Raw genomic sequence first — 26529 nt, 5'->3', positions numbered from 1 at the left:
AGGCGACCTGCCTGACCCCCTCGGTTGCCGGAACTGCCTCCCCCCGCTACAACGGCGGCGAAGAGGATCACACCATGTCGGACATGCGCTTGATTGTAGCTGGGGCCGGCGGCCGGATGGGCCGCGCGCTGGTGCGGGCGATTGCCGAAAGCAAAGGCGCGGTGCTGGCGGGCGCGCTGGAGGCCCCGGGCTCGGAGCTGCTCGGCAAGGATTCCGGCGTGCTCGCCGGCCTGCCGGCCAACGACATCAAGCTCTCGGCCGATCTCTGGGCAATGTCGAAGGAGGCCGACGGGATCCTCGACTTCACCGTCCCGGCCGCGACCATCGCCAATGTCGCGATCGCGGCCGAGCGGGGAATCGTCCATGTCGTCGGCACCACCGGGCTCTCGATGTCCGACAACGCCGTGATCAAGAGCGTCACCAACCGCGCCATCGTGGTGCAGTCGGGCAATATGAGCCTCGGCGTCAACCTGCTTGCCGCCGTGGTCAAGCGCGTCGCCAAGGCGCTCGACCAGAATTTTGACATCGAGATCGTCGAGACCCATCACCGCATGAAGGTCGATGCACCCTCGGGCACCGCGCTGATGCTGGGCCAGGCCGCAGCGGCCGGACGCGGCGTCAGCCTCGACGACCATTCCGAGCGTGGCCGCGACGGCATCACCGGCGCGCGCAGGCCGGGCAATATCGGCTTTGCCTCGTTGCGCGGCGGCACCGTCGCCGGCGACCACAGCGTGACCTTCCTCGGCCCGTTCGAGCGCCTGACGCTGTCGCATCAGGCCGAGGACCGCATGCTGTTCGCCCACGGCGCGCTCAGGGCGGCGCTATGGGCGCATGGCAAGGCGCCGGGGCATTATTCCATGGCCGACGTGCTCGGCCTGTCCGACATCTGAACAACACGGAAAGCAGTCAATGAGCGAACGTCTTCTCGTGCTCGTGCGCCACGGCCAGAGCGAATGGAATCTGAAGAACCTGTTCACCGGCTGGAAGGATCCCGATCTCACCGAGCTCGGCGTGAAGGAAGCCACGGAAGCCGGCCGCAAGCTGAAGGCACAGGGCCTCGTGTTCGACGTGGCCTTCACCTCGGTGCTCACGCGCGCGCAACACACGCTCGACATCATCCTCGGCGAGCTCGGCCAAGAAGGCTTGCCGACCTCGAAGAACCTCGCGCTGAACGAGCGCGATTATGGCGATCTCTCCGGCCTCAACAAGGACGACGCCCGCAAGAAATGGGGCGAGGAGCAGGTGCTGATCTGGCGCCGCTCCTACGATGTGCCGCCGCCCGGCGGCGAAAGCCTGAAGGACACGCTGGCGCGCGCGCTGCCGTACTACGTGCAGGAGATTCTGCCCAGCGTGCTCAACGGCAAGCGCACGCTGGTCGCCGCCCACGGCAATTCGCTGCGCGCGCTGATCATGGTGCTGGAAAAGCTCTCGCCCGAAGGCATCCTGAAGCGCGAGCTCGCCACCGGCGTGCCGATCATCTACCGCCTCAATGCGGATTCGACCGTGGCCTCGAAGCTGGATCTGGCGGGGTAAGGACGGTCTCGTAGGGTGGGCAAAGCGAAGCGTGCCCACGTTGCGTCAGTGGTTCGAGAAAGATCGTGGGCACGGCGCCATGCGCCTTTGCCCACCCTACGGCATCTCGGCTACTGCATCCCCAGCTGTCCGGCTTCCCAGCCCAGCATCGCCTGCTTGCGGGTGATGCCCCAATGATAGCCGGTGAGGGTGCCGCTCTTGCCGAGCGCGCGGTGGCAGGGCACGACGAACGAGACCGGGTTCTTGCCGATCGCCGCGCCGACGGCGCGCGAGGCCTTCGGGCTGTTGATGTTGCAGGCGATGTCGGAATAGGACACCGCGCGGCCCATCGGGATTTTCAGCAGCGTCTCCCACACCCGCACCTCGAAATCGGTGCCGATCATCACCACGCGCAGCGGCTGGTCCGGCCGCCACAGCCTGGTGTCGAAGATGCGCGCAGCGAGCGGCGCCGTGCCCTCGTGGTCTTCGACATAGGTGGCGTGCGGCCAGCGCCGCGTCATGTCGGCGAGCGCGACTTTCTCCTCGCCGTGGTCGGCGAAGGCAAGCCCTGACAAGCCGCGATCGGTCGCAATCACGATCGCCGTGCCGAATGGGGAGGGATGAAAGCCGTAGCGCAAGGTGAGGCCGGCGCCGCCGTTCTTCCATTCGCCCGGCGACATGGCTTCGTGCGTGACGAAGAGATCGTGCAGCCGGCCCGGGCCCGACAGGCCGGAATCGAGCGCGGCGTCGAGAATGCTCGCGGAGTCCCGCAGCAGGCCCTTGGCGTGGTCGAGCGTCAGCGCCTGCATGAAGGCCTTTGGCGTGATCGAGGCCCAGCGGCGGAACAGATGGTGCAGCTCATCCGGGGTGACGCCGGCCGCGTCGGCCATCGCCTCGATGGTCGGCTGCGCGCGCCAGTTCGCCGAGATGAAGGCGATCGCCCGGCGCACCGAATCATAGTCGCGCAGCGCGGCGTTCTGGGGGCCCGGCTTGGTCAGGCGCTGGTCGTGTATGGCGAGTGTCATCATGACCGGAAATGTAGGAGAGGGGCGGCTGGGAAACCACCCGATTTCCGATGCGACATCAGCTGATCGGATTGTAGGTCGGCCCCCGCTTGGCGGCATTGAGCGCTTCAACCAAGCCTTTGTAAAAACTTGCTTTTTCCTCCGGCCCCAGGAACCTCGCGATCTGGATCTGGCGGCCGCGCGAGATCAGATAGAGGTGCTCGATGCCAAAGTCCTCGTCGACCTCCATGTCGAGCCGGACCCAGAGCGGATTGAACGTCCATTCGGCGACCTGGCCGCGATGGTTGATGCGTCTCACGCGCAGTTCGGAGGCGGTGACCGTAATCTCCTCACGGGCTCGGGCGGTGCGGAAATTGGCCTTGAAGGCCCACCACACCACGAGCACGTCGAGGCCGAAGAAGCCGAGCACCGGCCAGGCGCCCTTGATCAGGAAGGCGAGGCCCGTGGCAAAGCTGACCACGCTCAGGAACAGCATCACGGCGAGGAAGCCGGTGCGGTTCAGCGAGCGGTGCGGCGTCAGCAGCGCAGAGAAGATCTGCGCTTCGCGCTGTTCGGGATCGCCGCGCTCAATTTCGTTGCCTGCGCTCATCGTCCATCAGTATATCCCGATCATGGCGAAAATCACCCGCAAGCCGGCGCCGCGCAAAGCGCCCGTGCCGAACAAGAAGGCAAAGGCTGTCGTTGCGAAGCCCAAGCCCGTCAAGGCATCGGCTCCGGCGAAAAAATCGCTCAAGGCCACCAAGCCCAATTCCTCAAGACCTTGGACGCCGGCCGAGGTCTACGACGCCTTCAGCCGCTTCCACAAAGCCAACCCGGAACCGAAAGGGGAGCTTGAGCACGTCAATCCGTTCACGCTGCTGGTCGCCGTGGTGCTGTCGGCGCAGGCGACCGACGCCGGCGTCAACAAGGCCACGCGCGCCTTGTTCGAGGTCGCCGACACCCCGCAGAAGATGCTCGACCTCGGCGAGGAGCGCTTGCGCGACTACATCAAGACCATCGGCCTCTACCGCACCAAGGCGAGGAACGTGATCGCGCTATCGGCAAAGCTGCTCAGCGAGTTCGGCGGCGAGGTGCCGCGCACCCGCGCCGAGATCGAGTCGCTGCCCGGCGCCGGCCGCAAGACCGCCAACGTCGTGCTCAACATGGCCTTCGGCGAGCATACCATGGCGGTCGACACGCACGTCTTCCGCGTCGGCAACCGCACGGGGCTGGCGCCCGGCAAGACGCCGCTGGAGGTCGAGCTTGGTCTGGAAAAGGTGATCCCGGCCGCGTTCATGCTGCATGCCCATCATTGGCTGATCCTGCACGGCCGTTACACGTGCCTCGCACGCAAGCCGCGCTGCGAGGTCTGCCTGATCAATGATCTCTGCCGGTGGCCAGAGAAGACGGTCTGAGCGACGGCTCCGTTACCGCATCTGCCGCGCCGGCGCGATCAGCTCCGGCCGCGGGCCCGACAGCCGCTTGTGCATGTGGACCATGAAGGCCATGGCGAAGATCGGCGTCGCCAGATTGACGATCGGGATCGAGACGAAGGCGGCGATGAACAGGCCCGCGGTGAAGATGGTCGCGGCATTGTCGCGCCGCATCGCCTTGGCTTCCTCCGGCGGGCGGAAGCGCATCGCCGCCAGCTCGAAATATTCGCGGCCCAGGAGCCAGGCCGTGGCGAGGAAGAAGACCAGGAAGCCGGCGCCGGCGAACAGCACCAGCGGCAGCGCCGCAAGATAGATCAGAATCGTCAGCAGCGCGGTCTTGATGCCCTCGAGGATGGCCTGGCTGAAGGGCAGCGCGACGCCCGGCTGCTCGGCGGGATAATGCTCGCGCTCGACGATGTCGGCGACGTCGTCGACGAACAGGCTCGCCACCAGCGAGGTGATTGCGGGCATCAGGAAGATGCCGCCGAACACGACGCCGAGGCCCGCCGCGATCGAAACGATCCAGGACAGAACTTCGAGTGAAGAGTGCCAGCCCGGCCCGAGCAGGCCTTCGAGCCAGACCTCGCCGGAGGTCGCAAACCAGCTGAGCAGCCGCTGCAAGCCGATCGCCAGCACGGTGATCAGCACGAGCGCAAGCCCGATCGATCGCCACAGGATCGAGCGCATTGGCGGCGAGATCATTTGCGACAGCGCCTTCACGGCGGCATCCAGCATGGGGCACCCTTTCACGAAACGACCCGCGAGAAGTAGACACCCAATGCGGCTTCGGCAAGGGAGGCTGGTTGCCCAAGATACGGCCGTGTCCCGGACGCGGTGCAGCGTGCAACGCTGCTCCGCAGAGCCGGGACCCATTAAAGCGCGATGCGATCAGGATGAATCATCATCGCGCTTAGGTTGTTGTTTAAGTATGATCTTTTCGGAAAACCGCTGCGCACTTTTCCGGATCATGCTTTAGCTTGCCGCGAGATGGGCCCCGGCTCTGCAGCGCACCGCTGAAGATGCGCTGCGCTCGTCCGGGGCACGCAAGCCGCAAGCCTAGTCGTGCCGGTGCCCGTGCTTCCGCCCTTTCGCCGGCTTGCCATCCCCGGTCGGGATCATCACCACGCGGCCGTAGCGGACGCCGCGTTCGGCGATGATGTGGTCGGCGAAATGCTTGACCTCATCCGCCGGCCCCTTCAGCGCCGTCATCTCCATGCAATTGTTGTCGTCGAGATGGACGTGAAGGGTCGCCAGCGCGAGGTCGTGATGGCCGTGGAATTCCTGCACCAGTCGTTTCGACAGATCGCGGGCGGCGTGGTCGTAGACATAGACGAGACCGGCAACGCATTGGCCGGTCTGCGCGGTGTCCTCGGTGCTCTGCTGCAGGCCGGCGCGCGCGAGGTCGCGGATGATCTCGGAGCGGTTCTGGTAGCCGCGCGCCTCGGCTGCGGCGTCGATCTCCGCCAGGAGGTCGTCCTCGATCGTGATCGTTATCCGCTGCATCGGCCCCTCTCGCTCAAACCGCTCCTGCGCAGCCCGGATGGAGCGTAGCGCCATCCGGGGCGATTTGGCGAGCTTGCGTCACAGCTGCGTTGCGCGCAAGCGCAGCGCATTGCCGACCACGCTGACCGAGGACAGCGCCATCGCCGCCGCGGCGATGATCGGCGAGAGCAGCAGGCCGAAGGCCGGGTAAAGGATGCCGGCCGCGATCGGAATGCCGGCGGCGTTATAGATGAAGGCGAAGAACAGGTTTTGGCGGATGTTGCTCATGGTCGCCTGCGACAGTTTTCGGGCGCGGACGATGCCGACGAGATCGCCCTTGAGCAGGGTCACGCCGGCGCTCTCCATCGCGACGTCCGTGCCGGTGCCCATGGCAATGCCGACTTCGGCGGCGGCCAGCGCCGGCGCGTCGTTGACGCCGTCGCCGGCCATCGCGACGATGCGGCCGGCCTTTTGCAGCCTGGTCACCACCGCGCTTTTCTGGTCCGGCAGCACCTCGGCCTCGACCTCGGCGATGCCGAGCCGGCGCGCCACCGCTTCCGCCGTGGTGCGGTTGTCGCCGGTCAGCATGATCACCTTGATGCCTTCGGCAGCCAACGCCTTCAATGCCTCCGGGGTCGAGGCCTTGACCGGATCGGCGATCGCGAACAGGCCGGCCAGCCGGCCGTCCACGGCCATGTTGATCACGGTGGCTCCGTCCTGGCGCAGCCGCTCGGCCTCGGCGTCGAGTGCCGTCGTGTCGATGCCGATCGAGGCGAGATATCTGGCGTTGCCGAGCGCGATGGTCTTGCCGTCGACCTTGCCGGTGGCGCCCTTGCCGGTCGGCGAGTCGAAGTGCTCGACCGGGCCGAGCGCAAGCTGCTTCTCCTTGGCGGCACGCATGATCGCGTCAGCCAATGGATGCTCGCTGGCGCGCTCGACGCTGGCCGCAAGCCGCAGGATCTCGCCTTCCGCAAAGCCGGAAGCCGGCACGATCGCGACCACCTTGGGCTTGCCCTCGGTCAGCGTGCCGGTCTTGTCGACCACCAGCGTGTCGATCTTCTCCATCCGTTCCAGCGCCTCGGCGTTCTTGATCAGCACGCCGCCTTGCGCACCGCGGCCGACGCCGACCATGATCGACATCGGGGTCGCCAGGCCCAGCGCACAGGGGCAGGCGATGATCAGCACGCTGACGGCGGCGACGAGACCGAAGGCGAGCCGTGGCTCCGGTCCGAACCAGGCCCAGGCGGCGAAGGCCGCCAGGGCGACGACGATCACGGCGGGCACGAACCAGCCGGCGACCTGATCGGCCAGGCGCTGGATCGGCGCGCGCGAGCGCTGCGCGTCCGCGACCATCTGCACGATCTGCGACAGCAGCGTCTCGCGGCCGACCTTGTCGGCGCGCATCACGAAGCTGCCCGACTGGTTCAGCGTGCCGGCAATGACCTTTGCACCGGTTTCCTTGGTGACCGGCATGGATTCCCCCGTCACCAGGGATTCGTCGAGCGAGGAGCGTCCCTCGAGGATGATGCCGTCGACCGGCACCTTCTCGCCGGGACGAACGCGCAAGCGGTCGCCGGCATGAAGCGTATCGATTTCCACCTCATGCTCGCTGCCATCGGCGTCGACGCGGCGCGCGGTCTTCGGCGCCAGTTGAAGCAGCGCCTTGATCGCGCCCGAGGTGGCGTCACGTGCACGCAGCTCCAGCACCTGGCCGAGCAGCACCAGCACGGTGATGACGGCGGCGGCTTCGAAATAGACCGCGACCGCACCTTCATGGGCGCGGAACGTAGCGGGGAAGATCTGCGGCGTGACGGTGCCGAGGACGCTGTAGACATAGGCAACGCCCGTGCCCATCGCGATCAGCGTGAACATGTTGAGGTTGCGCGTCAGCAGCGACTGCCAACCGCGGACGAAGAACGGCCAGCCGGCCCACAGCACCACCGGTGTGGCGAAGGCGAGCTGGATCCAGTTCGACAGCGTCGGGTCGATCCAATTGTGCGGACCCGCGAGATGGCCGCCCATCTCCAGCACCACCGCCGGCAGTGACAGCGCGCCGCCGATCCAGAACCGCCGTGTCATGTCGGCGAGCTCGGGATTGGGTCCGGTCTCCAGGCTCGCGACCTCGGGCTCCAGCGCCATGCCGCAGATCGGGCAGCTGCCGGGACCGACCTGGCGGATCTCGGGGTGCATCGGGCAGGTGTAGATCGTGCCCGCGGGCATCTCGGGCTCGGGTGCCTTTTCCGTGGCGAGATATTTGGCCGGATCGGCCGCGAACTTGGTGCGGCAGCCGGCCGAGCAGAAATGGAAGGTCTCGCCGTGATGGGCGAGGTGGTGCTTCGAGGTCGCGGGATCGACGCTCATGCCGCAGACAGGGTCTTTGACCTTGGTCGCGCCCTCACCAGGGTCATGCGCGTGGCCGGCGTGGTCGCCGTGCCCGCCGCAGCAGGAGGACGTTGCCGGCTTGGCCGCTGCCGCCTTGGTCACTTCCGTTTTGGCTGAGCACCCGCATCCGGAATGTCCGCCCGCGTCGTGATGATGCCCGTGTTCGTTCATAGCCCTGCTCCGGCGCCTGTATCCGGGTCTTGCAACCCATACCCGGTAGGGGTATATAGACCGCATGCGCAAAGACATCAAGGCATCTGTCGGAAAACGCCTCGGCCGGATCGAGGGCCAGGTTCGCGGCCTCTCGAAAATGGTAGAGGACGACCGCTACTGCATCGACATCGTGACGCAGATCTCGGCGGTGCGGGCCGCACTGCGCCGGGTCGAGGAGGAGATCCTGAAGGATCACGTCGCCCATTGCGTCGAGCACGCCATCGCGAGCGGCGACAAGGTCGATCAACGCGCGAAGATCGCGGAGCTGATGGCGGTGATCGGACGGGCGGAGCGGTAGGTCTTCGCGGTCGCTGCTTCGTCGCTTCGCGCCCGCCAATGATGGTTGCTGAGAGGCGAGATCCGCGCCCGGGCGCAATTGCGCACTAGGCAGGTACGTCAGCGTCTATGCCGCCCTCTCGTGCGTCCGGCTACGCCGCCTCGGGCGGTACATCGCCAGCTTCTTCAGCAGCGCGACATGTCCGGAGACGCTTTCGGCCACCGCAGCCTGCACGCTCACTTCTTCAGCCGGAATCTCATCCGGCGCCTCCTGGTCAATCGCCTCAGGAACGAGCGGCGGCGCACTGATCGTTTCTGGAAACACACTGAATGTGCCCGCTACCTCCTCGAGCGGCTTCTGCATGTCGGCCCAGTGCAGCGCGGTGTAGTCGAACCCGTGCACGATGGTGGGTTTGACGACCTCGAAATAGGGCGAGATATCGAAGTCGCGGGGCATGTAGAGCGAGGAATCGCGGATGTGCAGGATCTCCCGGCGCGCGGCGCGGCTGCCGGCCTTGGTGATCTTGGGCAGGATCGGGTAGCGCACGGCATCGAACGCCTGCGCGATCAGCGCCGAGCAGATGATCTTGGTCGGATCGCCCGAGCCGATCGCGATCATGCGCCGGCGCCAGCGCTGCGGTATCGGCATCGGGAACAGATAACGCATCAAGTCGACGATGTTCTTGGTGTCGTAGCCGAAGCCGATGCGGTTGATCGCATAGCGGCAGACCGTGGTGCGATCCTCATAGGACAGCCCGACCGGGCGGCAGAGGCGGGTGTGATACGGGAAATATTTGGACAGCGGCGCGGAGGTGACGCCTTCGCCGATATTGGCCTCGATCAGCACATGCGGCTCGCCATCGGGCTCCGCGGCGCCTTCGACCGGGCCGACATAGAGCGCGGCGTGCGACCAGGTCGACTGGGTCAGATATTTGATGATGCCGGAGATGCGATTGTTGCCCTCGACCAGCAGCACGTCGCCGGGCTCGATGACGCCGCGCAGGTGCTCCGGGTCGCTCGGCGTGAACGGCTCGTAGCCCGGCACCTCCTTGGAGAGGTACGCGGCAATCAGCTTGCCGACTGAATCCAGGACCGTCCCCATTTCAAACTCCCCCCACGGCCTTTTCCGGCCGTCTTTTTCCCTTCTCTATCATGGTCCGAACGTGTTGCAATTCGGTTCATCGCTCCGTGAGGTCAAGCACGATTGATTCACCATGATGGTTGCTGTGCAACATCAGATGCGGCAAGGTTCGCTGACTGTTCCCGTCCGCCGCAAGTCCTCGGAAACCATGACATGACAATCACGCGCCGCGGTTTCCTTGTCGCGTCGGCGGCTGTTGCCGCGGTGCCGGTCCTGCGCGCCAACGCGGCTAACCTGCCGCGCGAGGCCGACATCGTCGTGGTCGGGGCGGGGGCTGCGGGAATCGCGGCGGCGCGGCGCATCCTGGCGACGGGCCGCAAGGTGATCGTGGTCGAAGCGGCGTCCCAGATCGGCGGCCGCTGTCTCACCGACAGCACGACCTTCGATACGCCGTTCGACCGCGGTGCACGCTGGATGCACAATCCAGATACCAATCCGATGATCCGGCTGGCGCGCAGTGCCGGGCTTGATGTGCTGCCGGCGCCGTCCGGCCAGAAGATGCGGATCGGCCGCCGCAACGCGCGTGCGGGCGAAACCGAGCAGTTCCTGGCGGCGCTGGTGCGCGCCAACCGCGCCATCGACGAGGCGGCGCGCGGCAAGCTGGATACCTCCTGCGCGTCGGTGCTGCCGAAGGATCTCGGCGACTGGGCGGGCGCAGCCGAGTTCTTGCTGGGCGCGGGCTTCGCCGGCAAAGACCTGAAGGAGCTGTCGGCGATCGACAAGGGGCGCGCGCAGGACCGCAACGCGGCGATCGCCTGCCGTCAGGGCCTCGGCACGCTGATCGCCAAGCTCGGCGAGCAGGCGCCGGTGGCGCTGTCGACGCCGGCAAGCCGAATCGCCTGGAGCAACCGCGACGTCAGCGTGGAGACGCCAGCCGGCAAGATCGCCGCGCGCGCCGTCATCGTCACGGTCTCGACCAACGTGCTGACATCGGGCGCGATCAAGTTCACGCCCGACATCCCCAAGCGCACGCTGGACGCGGCGGCAAAGCTCGGCCTCGGCAGCTACGATCGCATCATGCTGCAATTGCCGGGCAACCCGCTCGGCCTGTCGCGCGACGATATCCTGATCGAGCAGAGCAACTCGACGCGCACGGGGCTGATGTTCGCCAATATCGGCGGCTCCTCGCTCTGCTCCATCGATGTCGCCGGCGCGTTCGGCCGCGAACTTTCCGAGCAGGGCGAGAAGGCGATGGTGGCCTTTGCCAGGGAATGGATCACAAAACTGTTCGGCAGCGAAGCTGCAGCCGCGGTGCAGAAGACCAGCGCCACACGCTGGAACGCCTCGCCTTACGTGATGGGCGCGATGTCGGCGGCCTCCCCCGGCGGTCAGCTCTCGCGAAAGGTTTTGGCGGAGCCGATCGGCAATGTGTTCCTCGCCGGCGAGGCCACCCATGAGACGCTGTGGGGCACCGTCGACGGCGCCTGGGACAGCGGCGAGCGCGCCGCTGACGCGGCCTTGCGCAAGATCGGCGCGCTCAAGGACGACACCGCCGACGTGCCGACGCAATCGACAAAGAAGCGGCGCGCGCCGCGGCAGTAAGGCAAACACTCCGCTGTCGTCCCGGACAAGCGCGCCCCAAGGCGCGCGCAGATCCGGGATCCATAACCACAGGGCGTGGTTTGGCGAAGACTCGAAGTTATCACCTCGCCCGACGACTTCTCCCTGTGGTTATGGGTCCCCGCGTGCGCGGGGACGACCCGTGGAGAGAGTTACCGCAACACCCCGTCCAGCACCGGCAGCCCGGCAATCACCGCCATCGCGATCAGTGCGTAGCAGATGCCGCGAAACACTCTTTCGCTGGCGCGTCCGAACAGCGAGGCGCCGAACGCGACGCCAGCCGCATAGACCGGGCCGACGATCAGCGCGAGCGCGAGCGATTCGCGGCTGATCAGGCCCGTGGTCGCGTAGCTGATCATCGAGAACAAATCGGAGGCGCCGAAGAACAGCACGATGTTGGCGCGTGCGACCATCGGCGCGATCGGACGACCGAGCCAGTAGCCGACGATCGGCGGGCCGCCGGTCTGCGCGAGGCCGCTGCAGAAGCCTGACAGCCCGCCGATGCCGACCGAGAGCCAGGAATGGTCCTTGCCGCGATAGCGCCAGCCCGACAGCAGCAGAAGCAGAAGTGCGGCGACGAAGCAGGAGATGATCCAGCGCGTGGTGACGGGCTCGAGCACGCTGAGGAAATAGGTGCCGGCGGGCACGCCGACCAGCGCGCCCAGCACGATCACCGCGGTGGCCTTGCGGTCGGCCTTGCGCCATGCGTCGGGCAGGAGCGGCGCGGCCGAGACGAAATCGATGACGAGCAGGAGTGCCGCGACCAGCCGCGGCGCGGCGATGCTGCTCGCCAGCGGCATGAAGATCAGTGCCGCGCCGAAGCCGGAGAAGCCGCGCGCGGTGCCTGAAACGAAAGCGACGGCGCAAAGCGCCATCGCGATGGTGAGGTTGACGTCCTTCGGAAGAAAATCCGTGAGCGTCATGCTTTTCGATTCCGGGGCATGATGTCGTCCGAAAACCGCTTCACACCTTACGGCATCATGCTCTCAGAGTGCCGCCGGTCTTCTTCGTCACCTCCGCCACGATCTTCGCGGCGACGGCGTCGATCTCCTGATCGGTCAGCGTCTTCTCGCGCGGCTGGAGCGTGACCGCGATCGCGATCGACTTCTTGCCGTCATCGATTCCCTTGCCCTCATAGACGTCGAAGACGTTGACGCCGGTGATCAGCTTCTTGTCGACGCCCTGCGCGGCGCGCACGATATCGCCCGTCTTCACGGTGCGATCGACGATGAAGGCGAAATCGCGCGACACAGGCTGGAACGCCGACAGCTCGATCACCGGCTTGGCGCGGGTCGGCTTCTTCTTCGCCTCGGGGATGCGGTCGAGGATCACCTCGAACACCAGCAGCGGGCCGTCGGCGCCGAGCGCCTCGAGCGCGCGGGGATGCACTTCGCCGAAATATCCAAGCACGTTCTGCGGCCCGATCTGGATCGTTCCGGAGCGGCCCGGATGCAGCCAGGACGGTCCACCGGCGACGATCTGCAGCGCCTGCATCGGCGCACCGGCCGCGGCCAGAACCGCCAGCGCGTCCGCCTTGACGTCGAACACATCGGCCTGCGCCGAGCCCGACCAGTGCCGCCCCAGACCTTCGGACGAAGCAAAGCCGCGGCGAACGCCGCTTGCCGCCGTGAACTGGTCCTGCGGGCGATCGCCCCTGAAGATCTGGCCGACCTCGAACAGCGCGACATCGCTCATGCCGCGATTGGCGTTCGCCTGTGCCGCAGCGGTCAGGCCCGCGAGCAGCGTCGGGCGCATGTCGGAGAGATCCGAGGCGATCGGGTTGGCGACCTCGAGCTCGCGCTGGCCGCCGCCGAACAATTCTGCCGCGGACTTCGTGATGAACGACCAGGTCACCGCTTCGATGATGCCGCGGCTTGCAAGCGCGCGCTTGACCCGGCGGGTGCGCAGCTGAAGCGGCGTCAGCACCGGCTTGCGCGCGTCCTCGCCGCGCTCGAACGGCGTCATCGGCACCTTGTCGACGCCGAAGATGCGGACGATCTCCTCGACGATGTCGGCCTTGCCGTGGACGTCCGAGCGCCACGACGGCACAGCCACCTTCACGACCGGTCCCGAGCCCGCCATCATGAAGCCGAGATGGGTCAGGATGCGCTTCATCTCTGCTTGCGGCACGTCGATGCCGGAGAGACGCTTGACCTCGGTGAGGGGGAATTCGATCACGCGGTCGTCGCCGAAGGATCTGCCGACCACGACGTTCTCGGACGGCGTGCCGCCACACATCTCCATCACCAGCTTGGTCGCGAGCTCCAGCCCCGGCACCATGAAGGCCGGATCGACGCCGCGCTCGAAGCGGTAGCGCGCGTCCGAATTGATGCCGAGCTTGCGGCCGGTCTGCGCGATGTTGATCTCGTTCCACAGCGCCGATTCGATCAGCACATCGGTGGTGGTCTCGTCGCAGCCCGAGGCTTCGCCGCCCATGATGCCGGCCAGCGATTCGACGCCGTGCTCATCGGCGATCACGCAAGTCGCGGGATCGAGATTGTAGGTGCGGCCGTCGAGCGCGAGCAGCGTCTCGCCGTCGCGGGCGCGGCGCACGACGAGATTGCCCTTCACCTTCCTGGCGTCGAACACATGCAGCGGCCGCGCGCGATCGAAGGTCATGAAATTGGTGATGTCGACCAGCGCATTGATCGGTCGCAGGCCGATCGCGGTCAGCCGTTTCTGCAGCCATTCCGGCGACGGTCCGTTCTTGACGCCGCGCACGAGGCGAAGCGCGAAGCCTGGACAGAGCGTGGAATCCTCGACCGCGACCTTCACCGGGCACGGGAATTCGCCCTTGACCGGCTTGATGGTCGGGTCCTTGAACTTGCCCATGTCGGCGGCGGCGAGGTCGCGCGCGATGCCGTGCACGCCGGTGCAATCCTGCCGGTTCGGGGTCAGGTTGATCTCGACCACGGGATCGCCGAGCCCGGCCCATTCGGCGTAGGCAGCGCCAACAGGCGCATCCGCCGGCAATTCCATGATGCCGTCATGGTCGTTGGAGATCTGCAATTCGGCGGCCGAGCACAGCATGCCGCGGCTCTCGACGCCGCGGATGGTGCCGATGCCGAGCGTGATATCCTTGCCGGGAATGTAGGTGCCGGGCGGCGAGAACACGCTGACGAGGCCCGCACGCGCATTCGGCGCGCCGCACACGACCTGCACCGGCGCGCCACCGTCGCCGGTGTCGACCATGCAGACGCGCAACCGATCCGCATTCGGATGCTGCTCGGCCGAGATCACCTTCGCAATGGTGAAGGGCTTGAGCGCCTTCGCCTTGTCCTCGATGTTCTCGACCTCGAGCCCGATCATGGTGAGCTTGTCGGCGAGCCTGTCCAGCGGCTCGTCGGTCTCGAGATGATCCTTCAGCCAGGAGAGGGTGAATTTCATGGCTGTGTGCCTCGGCTCTTGTCGGTTGAATTACTTTGGTCGGTGCTAGTGTTCCCTCCCCCCTTGTGGGGGAGGGCCAGGGAGGGGGGTGAGCCGCGGGCTCCGGCGGAAGCTGCCTGGCGAATTGCTTCAACAACTCCCTCAAGATTCGTCATCACCTGATCGTTAGTGAAGCGCAGAACCTCAAATCCCTCGGCTGCGAAGAATGCGTCGCGACGCTCATCCTTCTTCTGACGTTCCTCGAAATCGTGGGATTCTCCATCGAGCTCGATGATGAGCTTTGAAGAGAAGCACACGAAGTCGGCGATGTAGTTTCCGATCGGCGTTTGGCGACGGATGCCAACACCATCCATGCGGTTGGCCTTTAGGTAACGCCACAGCAGTGTTTCGGCGCGCGTCATCGCGCGGCGAAGCTGTTTCGCCCGGCTGCGCTGACGCTGGCTCACAACTGCGTGCGGCATCCGCGGCTACCCCCCTCCCTGCCCCTCCCCCACAAGGGGGGAGGGAACGGAGAGAGTCTTCGCAGACCTCTGCTGAAGACCGAGCATCACGAACTCAGCCCCCCCGCGAGCGTCGGCACCTCCAGCGGCTTGAAGCCGTAATGGGACAGCCAGCGGACGTCGCTGTCGAACAGCTGGCGCAGATCGGCGATGCCATATTTCAGCATGGCGATGCGGTCGATGCCCATGCCCCAGGCGAAGCCCTGGTACTCGTCGGGATCGATGCCGCAGGCGCGCAGCACGTTCGGATGCACCATGCCGCAGCCGAGAATCTCGAGCCAGTCCTCACCCTCGCCGAAGCGGATCTCGCCCTTGTCGCGGCGGCACTGGATATCGACCTCCAGCGACGGCTCCGTGAACGGAAAGAACGAGGGGCGGAAGCGCATGTTGATGTGGTCGACCTCGAAGAACGCCTTGCAGAACTCGTGCAGGATCCATTTGAGGTGGCCGAGATGCGAGGTCTTGTCGATGACGAGGCCTTCGACCTGGTGGAATTGCGGCGTATGGGTCGCGTCCGAATCGATGCGGTAGGTACGGCCCGGGCAGATGACGCGGATCGGCGGCTTCTGGCTCAGCATGGTGCGCACCTGCACCGGCGAGGTGTGGGTTCGCAGCAGCATGCGCGAGCCGTCCTCCTTCGGATGGAAGAAGAACGTGTCGTGCATCTCGCGCGCCGGATGACCTTCCGGAAAGTTCAGCTTGGTGAAGTTGTAATCGTCGGTCTCGATGTCGGGACCTTCGGCCACCGAGAAGCCCATGTCGGCGAAGATCGTGGTCAGCTCGTCCCAGACCTGGCTCAGCGGATGGATGCGGCCGGCCTCGGCCTGAGCCTCGCGCAGCGGCAGCGTGACGTCGACGGTCTCGGACGCCAGCCGCGCATCGAGCGCCGCGGATTTCAGCACATCGCGTCGTGCTGCGAGCGCCTCGGTGACCTTGTCCTTGGCCTGGTTGATCGCCGCGCCTTGCGTCTTGCGCTCGTCGGGCGACATCTTGCCGAGCGTGGCGAGCAGCGCCGAGATCGAGCCCTTCTTGCCGAGGGCTGCGACGCGCACCGCTTCGAGCGCGGCTTCATCGCCGGCGGCGGCGATCTGGTCGAGGATGGATGTTTCGAGCGTTGCGAGGTCGGACACAGTCAAATCCTTGGCTCCAAATTCGGCTGGGTTGTCGCCGCCGGAAGGGCGTAACGTCAAGCGAAAAGCCGGTGTTTTCGGGCTCCCGTCCGGCCGGGGTGAACCTCGCGCGAGCGCGGGCCACCAAGGAAGGATACGAGGAGACCTTCGCGATGCCTTCGAAATGCTGTTGGGCCGTTCTGGCCGCTGTTCTGTCCGTTGCCGGTACCCCTGCGCGCGCCATGGTCTGCATGGAGCAATCCATGACGCTGGACGAGGTCGCGGCCGCCATCAGCAGCCAGAAGAGCTGCGCAAGCGCGATGAAGGTCTTCAGGGATTGCCAGCTGACCGCGAGCGGCGATGTCGAGCTCGGCGCCGCCGTCGAGACGAAGTGCGAGGCGGACTTCAAGCCCGGCCTCAGCGCCGCGCAGGCTCAGGCCTACAAGCGCGAGATGCACGCGTGCGACGTCAAGTACCGGAACAAGTCCGGCACCATGTATCAGTCGTTTACGGCATTCTGCCGGGCGGAGGTCGCCCAGCGTTACTCGCAACGCGCGCTGCAGGCTGCGGGCCAGAAGGCCCGCTAGCGCAAGCCTTACGCCGCCAGCGCGGCCTTGGCCTTCTCGGCGATGGCCTGGAACGCGGCGGGCTCGCTGATGGCGAGATCCGACAGCACCTTGCGGTCCACGGTGATCCCGGACTTGGCCATGCCGTCGATAAATCGGCTGTAGGTCAGGCCGAACGGACGGACGGCCGCGTTGATGCGCTGGATCCAGAGCGCGCGGAACGTCCGCTTCTTACGCTTGCGGTCGCGGAAGGCGTATTGCATCGCCTTCTCGACCGCCGGCTTGGCGGCGCGGATGGTGTTCTTGCGGCGGCCGTAGAAGCCCTTGGCGGCCTTGTAGACTTTCTTGTGCTTGGCGTGGGCGGTCACACCGCGTTTGACGCGAGACATGACGAAATCCTTCAGAGATGACTTTGGTTATCGGATTGCCGCGCAAGACGCGGCACGGTTGGCAATGATCGTGGACGCGATCAGGCGTTCGGCAAGAAGTACTTCTTGACGTTGTCGCCGTCGGTCTTGAACAGCACGCGGGTGCCGCGGAGCTGACGGATCTGCTTCTTCGTCCGCTTGATCATGCCGTGACGCTTGCCGCGCTGGGCGTGCATCACTTTGCCGGTGGCAGTCACCTTGAAGCGCTTTTTAGCGCCCGATTTGGTCTTCAGCTTGGGCATTTGGCTCTCCTAATGGCCACAGAGATCCGCCCGCGAAGGCGGCTGGCCGTCAAAAATGCTCGTTAGAGCGTTGATTGTGCTCAGGTTTTACGAACAAGCGCGAAACCCACACGAAACACCGCCACGGCAGCCCTTAATCAGCCGGGCGATGAAGGCTGGGCTTATGGCAGAGGACAAGCCAATTGGCAACGATGAACCGCTGGAACTTGGCCGGCGACTATCCGATGTTGCCACCCCCGTGTCCCAGCCGTGTCGCCCGGAGCAAGACCAATATGGCTCGCTTTTTCCAATCGCTTTCGGTTTCGACCGGTTCCGCCCGCGCGCGCCGCCTGGCGCTCCTTACCGTGCTCGCCGCAGCCGCGTTGCCTTCGACCGCCGAGGCCCGAGGCGGTCGCTATGACGGCATCTGGAACGTTACTTTCGCTACCACGAGAGGCAATTGCAGCTCCGGCTACAGCGTGCCCTTCACCGTCACCGGTAGCCGGGTCTCGTCCGCCGGCGGGGGCCGGGTCTCCGGCAGGGTCAAGAGCGGCGGCGCTGTCGCGGTCCATGTCTCGGTCGGCGCGTCCCATGCCAGCGGCGGCGGCCGGCTCGTCGGCGTAAACGGCGCCGGCTCGTGGAAGGGCGTCATTTCCGGCGACCGGTGCAGCGGCACCTGGCAGGCGACGCGGAGCTGAATAGGGGCAAACCATCGCCACGGCAGCGGTGAGCTCCCTCCCCCCGCTCCCTCAAGCGGGCGATGGTGCAGCAGCGCTCGTGGCCTACACCTCGACCAAAACAAAACGGCCCGCCGGAGATCCGGACGGGCCGTTGAACTTCCGATCGTCCTAGCGAGCCGCGATCAGCGCGGCGCCAGCACCATGACGACCTGGCGGCCCTCGAAGCGCGCGTCCTGCTCGACCTTGGCGAGTTCGGCCACGTCGGTTTTGATCTTGTCCAGAAGCTTGGTGCCGATCTCCTGGTGCGCCATTTCGCGACCGCGATAGCGCAGCGTGATCTTGACCTTGTCGCCTTCTTCGAAGAACCGCTGCATCGCGCGCATCTTCACGTCGTAATCATGATCGTCGATCATCGGGCGGAGCTTGATCTCCTTGATCTCGACGGTCTTCTGCCGCTTGCGGGCTTCCGCGGCTTTCTTCTGTGCCGAATACTTGTACTTCCCGTAGTCCATGATCTTGCAGACGGGAGGGCTGACATTCGGCGAAATCTCGACCAGATCCATGCCAGCTTCCTGGGCCATCTTGATGGCGAGGACCGTCTCGACCGTGCCCTTATTGTCACCGGTCTGATCGATCAGCTGGATCTGCGCATTGCGGATATCATCATTGATGCGCGGCCCGTCTTTGCTGGCAGCGGGCGGAGCTTTATTAGGACGGCGAATGGGTGGTTCTCCAAAGTTGTGAAAGAAGCGGCTATCTTGAAGGAAGATGCGGTTGCCGGCAAGCAAGTCGCTCGTGCGGGAAGCGAAAAACCCTCAAATGCGAGGCATTTTGGCCACGCCTGGGCACGCTGATCGACATAGACACCTTGCTTCTGTTCCGCAAGCGTCCCAAAGGGCCAATGCCGCGTCCGATTGCGCCGCTGGAGGCGCCCGAACAGCTCAAACCGCACAGCCAGAGTAAACGTTCCATGACCGATCCAATTTCCGATGCCGTGCTCGACTTCATCGATGTGGGCGAGGGTCCGTCCGCACGCAGCATCGCGGTACGCCACCGTGCGGGGAAGGGTCATGTCTCGGGGCCTGGCCTGGTCTGGCTGGGCGGCTTCAAGTCGGACATGCAGGGCGGCAAGGCCGTGGCGCTGGACGGCTGGGCCCGGGATCACGGCCGCGCCATGGTCCGGTTCGATTATTCCGGTCACGGCGAATCCGGCGGCGATTTCGCCGATGGAACCATCGGCCGCTGGCTCGAGGATAGCGCTGCGGTATTCGAACGCTTCTGCGACGGCCCGCAGGTTCTGATCGGCTCGTCCATGGGCGGCTGGATGGCGCTGCTGCTCGCGCGCGCGATCAAGAAGCGGCAAGAAGAGAAGCAGCAAGCCAAGGCCTCGCTTGCGGGGCTCGTGCTGATCGCGCCGGCACCCGATTTCACCGAGGAGCTGATGTGGAAGAATTTTTCGCCGGCAGTGAAGCAGGAAATCGAGACCAAGGGGGTCTGGATGAGGCCGTCGGACTATGGCGACGGCTCGCCCTATCCGATCACGCGGAACCTGATCGTGGAGGGTCGCAACCATCTCGTGCTCGGCAGCGCCATCGATCTCGGCTGCCCGGTCCGCATCTTGCAAGGCGCGAAAGACCCTGATGTGCCCTGGCAGCATGCCTTCGCGCTGACGCACCGTCTGCCGGCCGACGACGTCGTGCTGACCATGATCCAGGACGGCGACCACCGCCTCTCCCGCCCGCAGGACATCGCCCGCATTCTTGCCGCGGTCGCCGAGATCGGGTGAAGTATTTCCAAACAGCCGGTGTCATCGTCCGCGAAGGCGGACGATCCAGTACGCCGCGGCCGTTGTGATGAACTGAGAAGCCGCGGCGTACTGGATGCCCCGGTCCCGGCTCCGCCAAGGCTACGCCGAGGCCCGCAGGGTTGCTCGGCACGCCGGAGCTTCAGCGAAGGCGGCAAGCCGGGGCATGACCGAAAACGGTGAGGGGGAAGCGCCAATGACAGACACCACCGCCATGCTGCGCGCGTTTTGCGATGCCGTCGAGCAGCGCGACGGCCGCGCCTTCGCCGAGCTGTTCACCGCGGACGGCGTCTATCACGACGTCTTCTACGGCGCCTTCGCGGGCCGCGAGAAAATCGCCGCGATGATCGATGACTGGTTCTATCGCACGGCGACCGATTTCCGCTGGGACATGCATGATCCCGTCTCGGACGGCACCACGCTCTATGCACGCTACACCTTCAGCTATCGCTCGACGCTGCCGGAAGCGAACGGCGCGCGGGCGATGTTCGAGGGCGTGGCGATCATGACGCTGAAGGAGGGCAAGATCGCTGGCTATCGCGAGGTCGCCAACACCGCGCCGGCGTTCGTCGATCTGAATTTCGCGCCTGAGCGGATCGCGAAGATCGTCGCCAAGCAAGGCGCCGAGCTGAAGTCGCGGCCGGAGATGCAGCGGCATCTGGCGTAGGTCTCTCCTCCAGTCATTCCGGGGCGCGTCACTTGGCGCGAACCCGGAATCCATTTCCCCTCTGGGCCTGCGGCCCGATGGATTCCGGGTCTGCGCCTGACGGCGCATCCCGGAATGACGGGGAAAGCCTACCGCTTCGACGGATTCGCCATCGGCTTGCGCTGCGCCAGCGCAGCGACCGTCGCGGTGCCGATCGGGCCCTGCTCGTCATAGAGCCAGCATTCGCCGATCGCCACGCCATCGGTGGCGTGATGGTTCACCACCTCGAAACCGATCCATTCCGTCACCGGCAGGCGGTGCAGATAGATCGTGACGTCGCTGTTGATGTAGCCGAGGCCGTTGTCGCCGGCATTGGCAAAGGGGCTGGCGAAATCGGCGCCGGTGGCGACATGGACGAACGGCGTCATCGGCACACCGGCAACGAGCTCGCGCACCTCGCTCATCCACAGCCGGCGCGGCCCGAGCGAGCCCATGTGGCCGACGATCGGGCGCGTCGCCCATTTGCCGTTCATGCCGAGCCTCGGATCGGTGGGCTTCGGAATATCGGCCGGCTTCGGCGCGTCCCAGTTCGGCGGCGACCAGACGTTGCCTTCAGGATTTTGTGTCTTGCGCAGCAGCTGGCAGGAGGCGCGCGCCATGCTGACGCCGCCGGAGATGAATTCTGCTTCCACCACGCGGATGCGCAGACCATCGCGCACGAGGCGCGTCGTCACTTCGATCGGCTTGTCGATGGTCGGCAGCCGAAACATGTCGACGGTGAGCCGCGCCGGCACGAGGTCGGGGCCGGAATGGCGCTCCTCGATGGCAAAGCCAAGCAGGCCGACGATGACGCGACCGTGCAGCGATTTCGGATCCCAGGGACCATTGGCCGCTTCCGTCGGATGGAATGTATCGCCGTCGCGGGTAAAGAAAGGCATGTTTGTCATGCACGCGAGATTGAAGAAACGCGCGGCGAAATCAAGGTCCACGATCCTCATGGTGAGGAGGCGCGAAGCGCCGTCTCGAACCATGCAGGCCCCGCTGCGGCAGCCCGGCCTCGATCCTTCGAGACGCCGCTGCGCGGCTCCTCAGGATGAGGGGCTAACAGTGCTATCTGCTCGCCACTCTTCACGAACGCTCTCGTCGGGCTCGCGCTCGAGAGCATGCAGCCTCATCGCCGCAAACGCCTCCCGCTCCACCAATTGCCCCAGCGCCCACACCGCCGCCCCGCGCACCAGCGGGCTCGCATCGTCCAGCAATCGCCGCGCCTCGTCCGCCAGCGTCGCCTCGCCGGAGTTGCCGATCGCAATCAGCACGTTCCGCAAAAAGCGGTCGCGGCCGATGCGCTTCACCGGCGACTTCGTGAACAGCGCACGAAAGGCGGTATCGTCGAGCCGTGCCAGCTCGGCGAGCGCAGGCGCGCGCAATTCGTCACGCGCGGCGAGCCTGGCTTCGCGGCCCTCCTGCGCGAACTTGTTCCAGGGGCAGGCGGCGAGACAATCGTCGCAGCCGTAGATGCGGTTGCCGATGGCTTTGCGGAATTCGCGCGGGATCGGTCCCTTGTTCTCGATGGTGAGATAGGAGATGCAGCGCCGCGCATCGAGCTTGTAGGGCGCCGGAAACGCCGCGGTCGGGCAGATCTCGAGGCAGGCCTGGCACGAGCCGCAATGATCGATCTCGGCAGAGTCGCGCGGCAGCTCCAGCGTGGTGTAGATCGCGCCGAGGAACAGCCAGGAGCCGAATTCGCGCGAGACGAGATTGGTGTGCTTGCCTTGCCAGCCGAGATGCGCGGCCTGCGCCAACGGCTTCTCCATCACCGCCGCGGTGTCGACGAACACCTTCACGTCCGACGGCGCGGTTGCGACCAGCCAGCGCGCCAGCGCCTTCAGCCGCTTCTTGATGAGGTCGTGATAGTCGTCGCCCTGCGCATAGACGGAGATCGCCGCGCGCGTGCGCTGCTTCAGGATCGCGAGCGGATCCTGGTCAGGACCGTAGTTGACGCCGAGCATGATGACGCTGCGCACGTCGTTCCACAGCCCGCGCGGATCGACGCGGCGCTCCGGCTGCGCGGCCAGCCAGTCCATGTCGCCATGGCCGCCTGCGGCGATGAATTCGAGGAAGTATTTTCCGGCGTGCTCGATCGTGCCGGGTGCGGTGACGCCGATGCAATCGAAGCCGAGCGCACGCGCTTGTTCCTCAAGTGCAGCACGCAGCCGATCCATATCGGTGGGAGGTTTGATCGCTGTCGTTTCCGCGCTCGTCATGGCCGGGCTTGTCCCGGCCATCCACGTCGTCGTGCCGCATTGCCGGAAGCAGCTAGAACGTGGATGCCCGGGACAAGCCCGGGCATGACGGATGTCATCAGAAATCCAGGTCCACGTAGGTCCGCGATGCCGGCACGCCGGCCAGCCATTCGCTGAGCAGCGGACGGAACGACGGGCGGGACTTCACCCGCGCGTACCACGCCTTTGCTGCGTCGTCCTCGCTCCATGGCACGTCGCCCAGATAGTCGATCGCCGAGAGATGCGCCGCGGCGGCGAGGTCCGCGTAGGTGAGCCGGTCGCCGGCGAGGAAATTACGCGTCTGCGCCAGCCAGCCGATATAGGCCAGATGATAGCGCACATTGGCCTTGGCGGCGCGCATCACGTCGGCCGAAGGCGGCCCGCCGCCGTTCTCCTCGCTCATGAAGCGCTTGTAGATGCGCTCGGTGACGAGGGGATGCGAGACCTCCTCGAAGAACTTTTCGTTGAACCAGGCCATCAACCGGCGCACCTCGACGCGCTCGGAAATCGCCTCCGGCATCAGGCGCTTGGGTCCCATCTCGGCGCCATAGGCCTCGTCGACATATTCGGCGATGATCGCCGCGCCCGGTACAGGCGGCTGCTCGTCGTCCACCATGACCGGCGTCGTGCCGGCGGCGTTGAGCAGCAGAAATGCCTCGCGCCGTTCCCAGCTGCGTTCTTCGACCAGCTTGAGGTCGAGCCCGTATTCGCCCGCGATCAGGCGGATGAAGCGCGAATGCGGACAGAACGGATGATGAAACAGCGTAAACATGAAGCCTTTGACTATTTGATGGTGCTTAAGAATCCATCAATGTTTGTGCGGCGCCACACTAGTCCTTCAAAACCGCGAGGCAAGGGCGTGATGTCGCATTTTGCGATTGCGGCATGGGGGCGAATAGGCGAGAAGAGCCCCGCTTTTCAAGCCGAAATGGACCGTAAATATGTCAGACGCAATTCGGGCAGTGATCCTCGGCATCATCGAGGGTGTGACCGAGTTCCTTCCCGTATCCTCGACCGGCCATTTGCTGCTCGCTGAGCGCTTCTTCCATCTCGGCGAAGGCGCGTTCTGGGATTCGTTTACGGTTCTGATCCAGCTCGGCGCGATCCTCGCGATCGTCGGGCTCTACTTCAGGAAGCTCTGGGACGTCGTGATCGGCTTCTTCACGGGCGACACCTATTCGCGCCGCTTCGTGGTCGGCGTGCTGGTGGCGTTCCTGCCCGCCGTGATCGTCGGCCTCGTCGCCGGCAAATACATCAAGAGCCTGCTGTTCAATCCGTGGGTCGTCTGCTTCACGCTGATCGTCGGCGGCGCCGTCCTGCTCTGGGTCGACAAGCTCGATCTCAAGCCGCGCGAGCATGACGCCACCCGGTTTCCGCTGTTGATGTATCTCTATATCGGCATCGCGCAGTGCGTGGCGATGATCCCGGGCGTGTCGCGTTCCGGCGCCAGCATCGTCGCCGCGATGCTGCTCGGTGCAGACAAGCGCGCGGCGGCGGAGTTCTCGTTCTTCCTCGCCATCCCCACCATGATCGGCGCGTTCGCCTACGACTTCTACAAGAGCCGCGCCGAGATGACGACGGACCATATGGGGGTGGTCGCGATCGGTTTCGTGGTGTCGTTCATCACCGCGATCATCGTGGTCAAGACGTTCCTGGAATACGTCACCCGGCACGGCTTCGTGGTGTTCGCCTGGTGGCGCGTCATCGTCGGCACGCTCGGCCTGATCGCGCTCGCGCTGGGGCGATAGGCTCGAAGTTCAGGTATAACAGCAGTCTCAACGCTGAAGCTCGTCATGCCCGGCCTTGTGCCGGGCATTCACGTTCTTGGCGGCTGCGCGAGAAAGACGTGGATGGCCGGGTCATAGGCGAGCGGCAGCGACGCCGTCCTATGGACGGCTATGCCCGGCCATGACGACGGAGAGAGCGAACCCTCACACGCTCATGCGCTGGAACTGGCCGGCGGCGCGGAAACGCCAGAGATATTGCGGGGCGATCGCTTCCAGCGAATCGGCGGCGATGCCGAGCCCTTCCAGCGTCAGGCCGTCGGCCTTTGCGGCCTCCGACACGACATTGTCGCGCTCGAGCAGCGTGACCTGGTCCGGCGTCAGCTTGAACGCGCCCGGCGCAAATTGCAGGAACGCGGCCTGGAAGCGGGCGAGGCCGAACGGCAGCGGCACCAGCATCCGCTTGCGGTCGGTGATCTCGAGGATGACCTCGAGGATCTCGCGCATGGTCAGCACTTCCGGCCCGCCGAGCTCGTAACGAGCGCCCGCCTTGGCCTTGCCGTCGACGGCGTCCGCGATCGCGGTGGCGACGTCGCCGACATAGACCGGCTGCATCTTCGTCTCGCCGCCGATCAGCGGCAGCACCGGCGACATCCGGGCCAGCGCGGCAAAGCGGTTGGTGAACTGGTCCTCGGGGCCGAACATCACGGAGGGGCGGAAGATCGTGGCCGAGGGCACCGCGGCCAGGACCGCCGCCTCGCCGGCCGCCTTGGCCCTGGCATAGTGCGATGGCGATTCGGCATCGGCTCCGATCGCGGAGACATGCACGAGGCCGGCCCCGGCCGCGGCCGCTGCCTTGGCGACCGTTTCGGCGCCCCTGGCCTGGACCGCGTCGAAGGTCTGCTCGCCGCCCTCGGCGAGGATGCCGACCAGATTGATCACGACATGCGAATCACGCAGCGCCGCCTCGACCGAGGCCGGATAGCGCAAATTCGCCTGCACGGTGTGGACCTGCCCGACCCGGCCGGAGGGCTGGAGGTATCCGGCCAGTTCCGGCCGCCGCACCGCGACCCGGACCCGGTAATCGCGCTTGCACAGGGCACGGACGACATTCCGGCCCAAAAATCCCGAACCGCCGAAAACCGTGACCAGCGTGTCCAGATTCGATGCCATGGGAGCCATTCCTGCGGAAAAGAGTGCGTCTCGTCAGGCTTGTATCGGGCCGGTTTGCGATGCGCAATCGGCATCCCAACCGGGCCTCAAGCATGAATTGACAACGGCGTCACCGAACCGTAGTAACCGCCTCCGTGCCCCAAACGGCATGCCCAGGTGGTGGAATTGGTAGACGCGCTGGCTTCAGGTGCCAGTGGCTTAACGGCCGTGAAGGTTCGAGTCCTTTCCTGGGCACCATTTTTCCTCTCCGTTTCCCTTCGAAGCGCAATCCGCTGGGGACGGAGGGTGGTCCAGTCTGATCCAATTCTGCGAAAGAAGTTCGGAACTGTCGGACCTCGCCTCTTTCCGGACCTGCCGGAGTCACGATATTTCTCTCGACGCGATAGCAAAGGTTGCGATTTCGTTGGCAAACGGGCCAAAGGGGTCGGATGATGACTACGCTCGATATTAGCCGTTTGACGCCCAAGGAGCGGCTCGAGCTCATCGGCGAGCTTTGGGACAGCCTCTCCCCTGCCGACGTGCCTTTAACCCCGGCTCATGAGGCCGAACTCGACCGTCGGCTCGCGACCTTCGACGCGGACCGCCGCGAAGCAATCCCTTGGGAGAATATCGACGCGGAGCTGGATCGTCGGTCGCGATAAGTAGCCAGGCTTCTCTTTACGTAAGCTGCTCGGGCCGACCTCGTCGACGCAGTCCGTTGGTACGACATTCACGCTCCACACGTCGTGCCGCAATTTCGCGACGCCTTGCGCGCCGCGCTGATCCGGATTGCTGAGCACCCCAGGCAGTTTCCGGCCGCCTACAAGGACACGCGCCGCGCTATGCTGCGTCGGTTCCCCTACATTGTCGTGTTTCGCGAGCTGCAAGATGCGGTCTACGTCATTGCGGTTTTTCACACGAGCCGCGATCCGTTGGTTTGACAACGCCGCTCGTAGTTGCGTCGTGATCGAAGATGCTTCGAGCGGCGGAGCATCGGCCCGCCCGCCCCTCACACCACCCTTTTCCC

General features: G+C 65.5%; 29 protein-coding genes and 1 tRNA gene. 13 read left to right on the top strand and 17 right to left on the bottom strand.

The window, feature by feature from the left end; all coding sequences use genetic code 11:
* The first annotated feature begins 74 nt into the window (after positions 1–74).
* Positions 75–890, top strand: coding sequence for a 4-hydroxy-tetrahydrodipicolinate reductase (dapB, locus tag E4K64_RS23625; RefSeq protein WP_167772216.1), 816 nt, complete (start codon positions 75–77; stop codon positions 888–890).
* 19 nt (positions 891–909) lie between these two features.
* A complete protein-coding gene (locus E4K64_RS23620) occupies positions 910–1533 on the top strand; it encodes a 2,3-bisphosphoglycerate-dependent phosphoglycerate mutase (RefSeq protein WP_135165657.1) in 624 nt (207 codons plus the stop codon).
* 110 nt (positions 1534–1643) lie between these two features.
* Here the strand turns inward: E4K64_RS23620 and E4K64_RS23615 are convergent, their stop codons facing one another.
* Together E4K64_RS23615 and E4K64_RS23610 are read right to left on the bottom strand one after the other, a co-directional pair.
* A complete protein-coding gene (locus E4K64_RS23615; RefSeq protein WP_135165656.1) occupies positions 1644–2540 on the bottom strand; it encodes a methylated-DNA--[protein]-cysteine S-methyltransferase in 897 nt (298 codons plus the stop codon).
* 55 nt (positions 2541–2595) lie between these two features.
* On the bottom strand, positions 2596–3126 hold the full coding sequence (locus E4K64_RS23610) for a DUF2244 domain-containing protein (RefSeq protein WP_135165655.1): 531 nt from the start codon (positions 3124–3126) through the stop codon (positions 2596–2598).
* Between the two features lie 22 nt (positions 3127–3148).
* Here E4K64_RS23610 and nth point away from each other — a divergent pair, with 22 nt between their 5' ends.
* Positions 3149–3931, top strand: a complete 783-nt coding sequence (nth, locus tag E4K64_RS23605; protein ID WP_135165654.1) for an endonuclease III — start codon at positions 3149–3151, stop codon at positions 3929–3931.
* Between the two features lie 12 nt (positions 3932–3943).
* On the opposite strand, the gene E4K64_RS23600 is transcribed toward nth, so the two are convergent.
* The 3 genes from E4K64_RS23600 to E4K64_RS23590 all read right to left on the bottom strand — a co-directional run bounded on the left by E4K64_RS23600 (position 3944) and on the right by E4K64_RS23590 (position 7984).
* Positions 3944–4684 (bottom strand): sulfate transporter family protein, encoded by a 741-nt coding sequence (locus E4K64_RS23600; protein ID WP_135165653.1) that lies wholly within the window; start codon positions 4682–4684, stop codon positions 3944–3946.
* A 321-nt stretch (positions 4685–5005) separates the two neighbouring features.
* On the bottom strand, positions 5006–5452 hold the full coding sequence (gene nikR / locus E4K64_RS23595; RefSeq protein ID WP_135165652.1) for a nickel-responsive transcriptional regulator NikR: 447 nt from the start codon (positions 5450–5452) through the stop codon (positions 5006–5008).
* 78 nt (positions 5453–5530) lie between these two features.
* Positions 5531–7984: a heavy metal translocating P-type ATPase gene (locus E4K64_RS23590; RefSeq protein ID WP_135165651.1), complete on the bottom strand. Its 2454-nt coding sequence runs from the start codon at positions 7982–7984 to the stop codon at positions 5531–5533.
* Positions 7985–8048: 64 nt separating this feature from the next.
* Between E4K64_RS23590 and E4K64_RS23585 the strand changes: the two genes are divergently transcribed.
* A complete protein-coding gene (locus tag E4K64_RS23585) occupies positions 8049–8324 on the top strand; it encodes a metal-sensitive transcriptional regulator (RefSeq protein WP_135165650.1) in 276 nt (91 codons plus the stop codon).
* A 105-nt stretch (positions 8325–8429) separates the two neighbouring features.
* Here E4K64_RS23585 and E4K64_RS23580 read toward each other — a convergent pair whose 3' ends face one another.
* Positions 8430–9404, bottom strand: coding sequence for a YiiX/YebB-like N1pC/P60 family cysteine hydrolase (locus E4K64_RS23580; RefSeq protein WP_135165649.1), 975 nt, complete (start codon positions 9402–9404; stop codon positions 8430–8432).
* Positions 9405–9596: 192 nt separating this feature from the next.
* Here E4K64_RS23580 and E4K64_RS23575 point away from each other — a divergent pair, with 192 nt between their 5' ends.
* Positions 9597–10985, top strand: a complete 1389-nt coding sequence (locus E4K64_RS23575; protein WP_135165648.1) for a flavin monoamine oxidase family protein — start codon at positions 9597–9599, stop codon at positions 10983–10985.
* Positions 10986–11155: 170 nt separating this feature from the next.
* Here E4K64_RS23575 and E4K64_RS23570 read toward each other — a convergent pair whose 3' ends face one another.
* The 4 genes from E4K64_RS23570 to pheS all read right to left on the bottom strand — a co-directional run bounded on the left by E4K64_RS23570 (position 11156) and on the right by pheS (position 16020).
* Positions 11156–11926, bottom strand: coding sequence for a sulfite exporter TauE/SafE family protein (locus tag E4K64_RS23570; RefSeq protein WP_135165647.1), 771 nt, complete (start codon positions 11924–11926; stop codon positions 11156–11158).
* Between the two features lie 55 nt (positions 11927–11981).
* On the bottom strand, positions 11982–14390 hold the full coding sequence (pheT, locus tag E4K64_RS23565; RefSeq protein ID WP_135165646.1) for a phenylalanine--tRNA ligase subunit beta: 2409 nt from the start codon (positions 14388–14390) through the stop codon (positions 11982–11984).
* Positions 14387–14851, bottom strand: a complete 465-nt coding sequence (locus E4K64_RS23560) for an endonuclease domain-containing protein (protein WP_135165645.1) — start codon at positions 14849–14851, stop codon at positions 14387–14389. The genes pheT and E4K64_RS23560 overlap by 4 nt, the downstream gene beginning before the upstream one ends.
* An 86-nt stretch (positions 14852–14937) precedes the next feature.
* Complete coding sequence (pheS, locus tag E4K64_RS23555) at positions 14938–16020, bottom strand: phenylalanine--tRNA ligase subunit alpha (RefSeq protein WP_135165644.1); 1083 nt, start codon at positions 16018–16020, stop codon at positions 14938–14940.
* A gap of 242 nt (positions 16021–16262) precedes the next feature.
* Between pheS and E4K64_RS23550 the strand changes: the two genes are divergently transcribed.
* Complete coding sequence (locus E4K64_RS23550; RefSeq protein ID WP_235884760.1) at positions 16263–16586, top strand: hypothetical protein; 324 nt, start codon at positions 16263–16265, stop codon at positions 16584–16586.
* 8 nt (positions 16587–16594) lie between these two features.
* Here the strand turns inward: E4K64_RS23550 and rplT are convergent, their stop codons facing one another.
* On the bottom strand, positions 16595–16954 hold the full coding sequence (rplT, locus tag E4K64_RS23545) for a 50S ribosomal protein L20 (protein ID WP_028179126.1): 360 nt from the start codon (positions 16952–16954) through the stop codon (positions 16595–16597).
* 80 nt (positions 16955–17034) lie between these two features.
* Positions 17035–17235, bottom strand: coding sequence for a 50S ribosomal protein L35 (rpmI, locus tag E4K64_RS23540; RefSeq protein WP_008539890.1), 201 nt, complete (start codon positions 17233–17235; stop codon positions 17035–17037).
* A 272-nt stretch (positions 17236–17507) separates the two neighbouring features.
* On the opposite strand from rpmI, the gene E4K64_RS23535 reads away from it, so the two are divergent.
* Positions 17508–17912, top strand: coding sequence for a hypothetical protein (locus tag E4K64_RS23535; RefSeq protein ID WP_167772215.1), 405 nt, complete (start codon positions 17508–17510; stop codon positions 17910–17912).
* 164 nt (positions 17913–18076) lie between these two features.
* On the opposite strand, the gene infC is transcribed toward E4K64_RS23535, so the two are convergent.
* The gene (infC, locus tag E4K64_RS23530) at positions 18077–18616 is read right to left on the bottom strand and encodes a translation initiation factor IF-3 (RefSeq protein WP_085969949.1); all 540 of its coding nucleotides are present in this window, start codon (positions 18614–18616) and stop codon (positions 18077–18079) included.
* A 248-nt stretch (positions 18617–18864) separates the two neighbouring features.
* Between infC and E4K64_RS23525 the strand changes: the two genes are divergently transcribed.
* Both E4K64_RS23525 and E4K64_RS23520 read left to right on the top strand, forming a co-directional pair.
* On the top strand, positions 18865–19680 hold the full coding sequence (locus E4K64_RS23525; protein WP_135165642.1) for an alpha/beta hydrolase: 816 nt from the start codon (positions 18865–18867) through the stop codon (positions 19678–19680).
* Positions 19681–19894: 214 nt separating this feature from the next.
* Entirely contained in the window at positions 19895–20365 is a 471-nt protein-coding gene (locus E4K64_RS23520; RefSeq protein ID WP_135165641.1) for a nuclear transport factor 2 family protein, read from the top strand.
* Positions 20366–20493: 128 nt separating this feature from the next.
* Here E4K64_RS23520 and E4K64_RS23515 read toward each other — a convergent pair whose 3' ends face one another.
* The 3 genes from E4K64_RS23515 to E4K64_RS23505 form a co-directional block, all read right to left on the bottom strand.
* Positions 20494–21291: an acyl-CoA thioesterase domain-containing protein gene (locus E4K64_RS23515; RefSeq protein WP_135165640.1), complete on the bottom strand. Its 798-nt coding sequence runs from the start codon at positions 21289–21291 to the stop codon at positions 20494–20496.
* A 141-nt stretch (positions 21292–21432) separates the two neighbouring features.
* Positions 21433–22608 carry a tRNA epoxyqueuosine(34) reductase QueG gene (gene queG / locus E4K64_RS23510; protein ID WP_167772214.1) on the bottom strand — a complete coding sequence of 392 codons (1176 nt, stop codon included), beginning with the start codon at positions 22606–22608 and terminating at the stop codon, positions 21433–21435.
* A gap of 97 nt (positions 22609–22705) precedes the next feature.
* Positions 22706–23398 carry a glutathione S-transferase family protein gene (locus E4K64_RS23505; RefSeq protein WP_135165638.1) on the bottom strand — a complete coding sequence of 231 codons (693 nt, stop codon included), beginning with the start codon at positions 23396–23398 and terminating at the stop codon, positions 22706–22708.
* Between the two features lie 169 nt (positions 23399–23567).
* On the opposite strand from E4K64_RS23505, the gene E4K64_RS23500 reads away from it, so the two are divergent.
* Positions 23568–24374, top strand: a complete 807-nt coding sequence (locus E4K64_RS23500; RefSeq protein WP_135165637.1) for an undecaprenyl-diphosphate phosphatase — start codon at positions 23568–23570, stop codon at positions 24372–24374.
* Between the two features lie 183 nt (positions 24375–24557).
* Here the strand turns inward: E4K64_RS23500 and E4K64_RS23495 are convergent, their stop codons facing one another.
* On the bottom strand, positions 24558–25523 hold the full coding sequence (locus tag E4K64_RS23495) for a complex I NDUFA9 subunit family protein (RefSeq protein WP_135165636.1): 966 nt from the start codon (positions 25521–25523) through the stop codon (positions 24558–24560).
* A gap of 150 nt (positions 25524–25673) precedes the next feature.
* Between E4K64_RS23495 and E4K64_RS23490 the strand changes: the two genes are divergently transcribed.
* From E4K64_RS23490 to E4K64_RS23480, 3 genes are all read left to right on the top strand, one after another.
* Positions 25674–25760: transfer RNA gene (locus tag E4K64_RS23490), tRNA-Leu, on the top strand.
* Between the two features lie 191 nt (positions 25761–25951).
* The gene (locus tag E4K64_RS23485; protein WP_135165635.1) at positions 25952–26164 is read left to right on the top strand and encodes an addiction module protein; all 213 of its coding nucleotides are present in this window, start codon (positions 25952–25954) and stop codon (positions 26162–26164) included.
* 84 nt (positions 26165–26248) lie between these two features.
* Positions 26249–26443: a type II toxin-antitoxin system RelE/ParE family toxin gene (locus tag E4K64_RS23480; RefSeq protein ID WP_235884757.1), complete on the top strand. Its 195-nt coding sequence runs from the start codon at positions 26249–26251 to the stop codon at positions 26441–26443.
* Positions 26444–26529 lie beyond the last annotated feature (86 nt).

The organism is Bradyrhizobium frederickii (assembly GCF_004570865.1).
Lineage (GTDB): Bacteria > Pseudomonadota > Alphaproteobacteria > Rhizobiales > Xanthobacteraceae > Bradyrhizobium > Bradyrhizobium frederickii.
This window is presented reverse-complemented; position numbering and strand designations above follow the sequence as displayed.

Excerpts from the sequence above, each read along its gene's own strand:
- dapB (WP_167772216.1), top strand. The coding sequence starts at position 75 with ATGTCGGACATGCGCTTGATTGTAGCTGGGGCCGGCGGCCGGATGGGC.
- E4K64_RS23620 (WP_135165657.1), top strand. The coding sequence starts at position 910 with ATGAGCGAACGTCTTCTCGTGCTCGTGCGCCACGGCCAGAGCGAATGG.
- E4K64_RS23615 (WP_135165656.1), bottom strand. The coding sequence starts at position 2,540 with ATGATGACACTCGCCATACACGACCAGCGCCTGACCAAGCCGGGCCCC.
- E4K64_RS23610 (WP_135165655.1), bottom strand. The coding sequence starts at position 3,126 with ATGAGCGCAGGCAACGAAATTGAGCGCGGCGATCCCGAACAGCGCGAA.
- nth (WP_135165654.1), top strand. The coding sequence starts at position 3,149 with ATGGCGAAAATCACCCGCAAGCCGGCGCCGCGCAAAGCGCCCGTGCCG.
- E4K64_RS23600 (WP_135165653.1), bottom strand. The coding sequence starts at position 4,684 with ATGCTGGATGCCGCCGTGAAGGCGCTGTCGCAAATGATCTCGCCGCCA.
- nikR (WP_135165652.1), bottom strand. The coding sequence starts at position 5,452 with ATGCAGCGGATAACGATCACGATCGAGGACGACCTCCTGGCGGAGATC.
- E4K64_RS23590 (WP_135165651.1), bottom strand. The coding sequence starts at position 7,984 with ATGAACGAACACGGGCATCATCACGACGCGGGCGGACATTCCGGATGC.
- E4K64_RS23585 (WP_135165650.1), top strand. The coding sequence starts at position 8,049 with ATGCGCAAAGACATCAAGGCATCTGTCGGAAAACGCCTCGGCCGGATC.
- E4K64_RS23580 (WP_135165649.1), bottom strand. The coding sequence starts at position 9,404 with ATGGGGACGGTCCTGGATTCAGTCGGCAAGCTGATTGCCGCGTACCTC.
- E4K64_RS23575 (WP_135165648.1), top strand. The coding sequence starts at position 9,597 with ATGACAATCACGCGCCGCGGTTTCCTTGTCGCGTCGGCGGCTGTTGCC.
- E4K64_RS23570 (WP_135165647.1), bottom strand. The coding sequence starts at position 11,926 with ATGACGCTCACGGATTTTCTTCCGAAGGACGTCAACCTCACCATCGCG.
- pheT (WP_135165646.1), bottom strand. The coding sequence starts at position 14,390 with ATGAAATTCACCCTCTCCTGGCTGAAGGATCATCTCGAGACCGACGAG.
- E4K64_RS23560 (WP_135165645.1), bottom strand. The coding sequence starts at position 14,851 with ATGCCGCACGCAGTTGTGAGCCAGCGTCAGCGCAGCCGGGCGAAACAG.
- E4K64_RS23550 (WP_235884760.1), top strand. The coding sequence starts at position 16,263 with ATGACGCTGGACGAGGTCGCGGCCGCCATCAGCAGCCAGAAGAGCTGC.
- rplT (WP_028179126.1), bottom strand. The coding sequence starts at position 16,954 with ATGTCTCGCGTCAAACGCGGTGTGACCGCCCACGCCAAGCACAAGAAA.
- rpmI (WP_008539890.1), bottom strand. The coding sequence starts at position 17,235 with ATGCCCAAGCTGAAGACCAAATCGGGCGCTAAAAAGCGCTTCAAGGTG.
- E4K64_RS23535 (WP_167772215.1), top strand. The coding sequence starts at position 17,508 with ATGGCTCGCTTTTTCCAATCGCTTTCGGTTTCGACCGGTTCCGCCCGC.
- E4K64_RS23525 (WP_135165642.1), top strand. The coding sequence starts at position 18,865 with ATGACCGATCCAATTTCCGATGCCGTGCTCGACTTCATCGATGTGGGC.
- E4K64_RS23520 (WP_135165641.1), top strand. The coding sequence starts at position 19,895 with ATGACAGACACCACCGCCATGCTGCGCGCGTTTTGCGATGCCGTCGAG.
- E4K64_RS23515 (WP_135165640.1), bottom strand. The coding sequence starts at position 21,291 with ATGACAAACATGCCTTTCTTTACCCGCGACGGCGATACATTCCATCCG.
- queG (WP_167772214.1), bottom strand. The coding sequence starts at position 22,608 with ATGACGAGCGCGGAAACGACAGCGATCAAACCTCCCACCGATATGGAT.
- E4K64_RS23505 (WP_135165638.1), bottom strand. The coding sequence starts at position 23,398 with ATGTTTACGCTGTTTCATCATCCGTTCTGTCCGCATTCGCGCTTCATC.
- E4K64_RS23500 (WP_135165637.1), top strand. The coding sequence starts at position 23,568 with ATGTCAGACGCAATTCGGGCAGTGATCCTCGGCATCATCGAGGGTGTG.
- E4K64_RS23495 (WP_135165636.1), bottom strand. The coding sequence starts at position 25,523 with ATGGCATCGAATCTGGACACGCTGGTCACGGTTTTCGGCGGTTCGGGA.
- E4K64_RS23485 (WP_135165635.1), top strand. The coding sequence starts at position 25,952 with ATGATGACTACGCTCGATATTAGCCGTTTGACGCCCAAGGAGCGGCTC.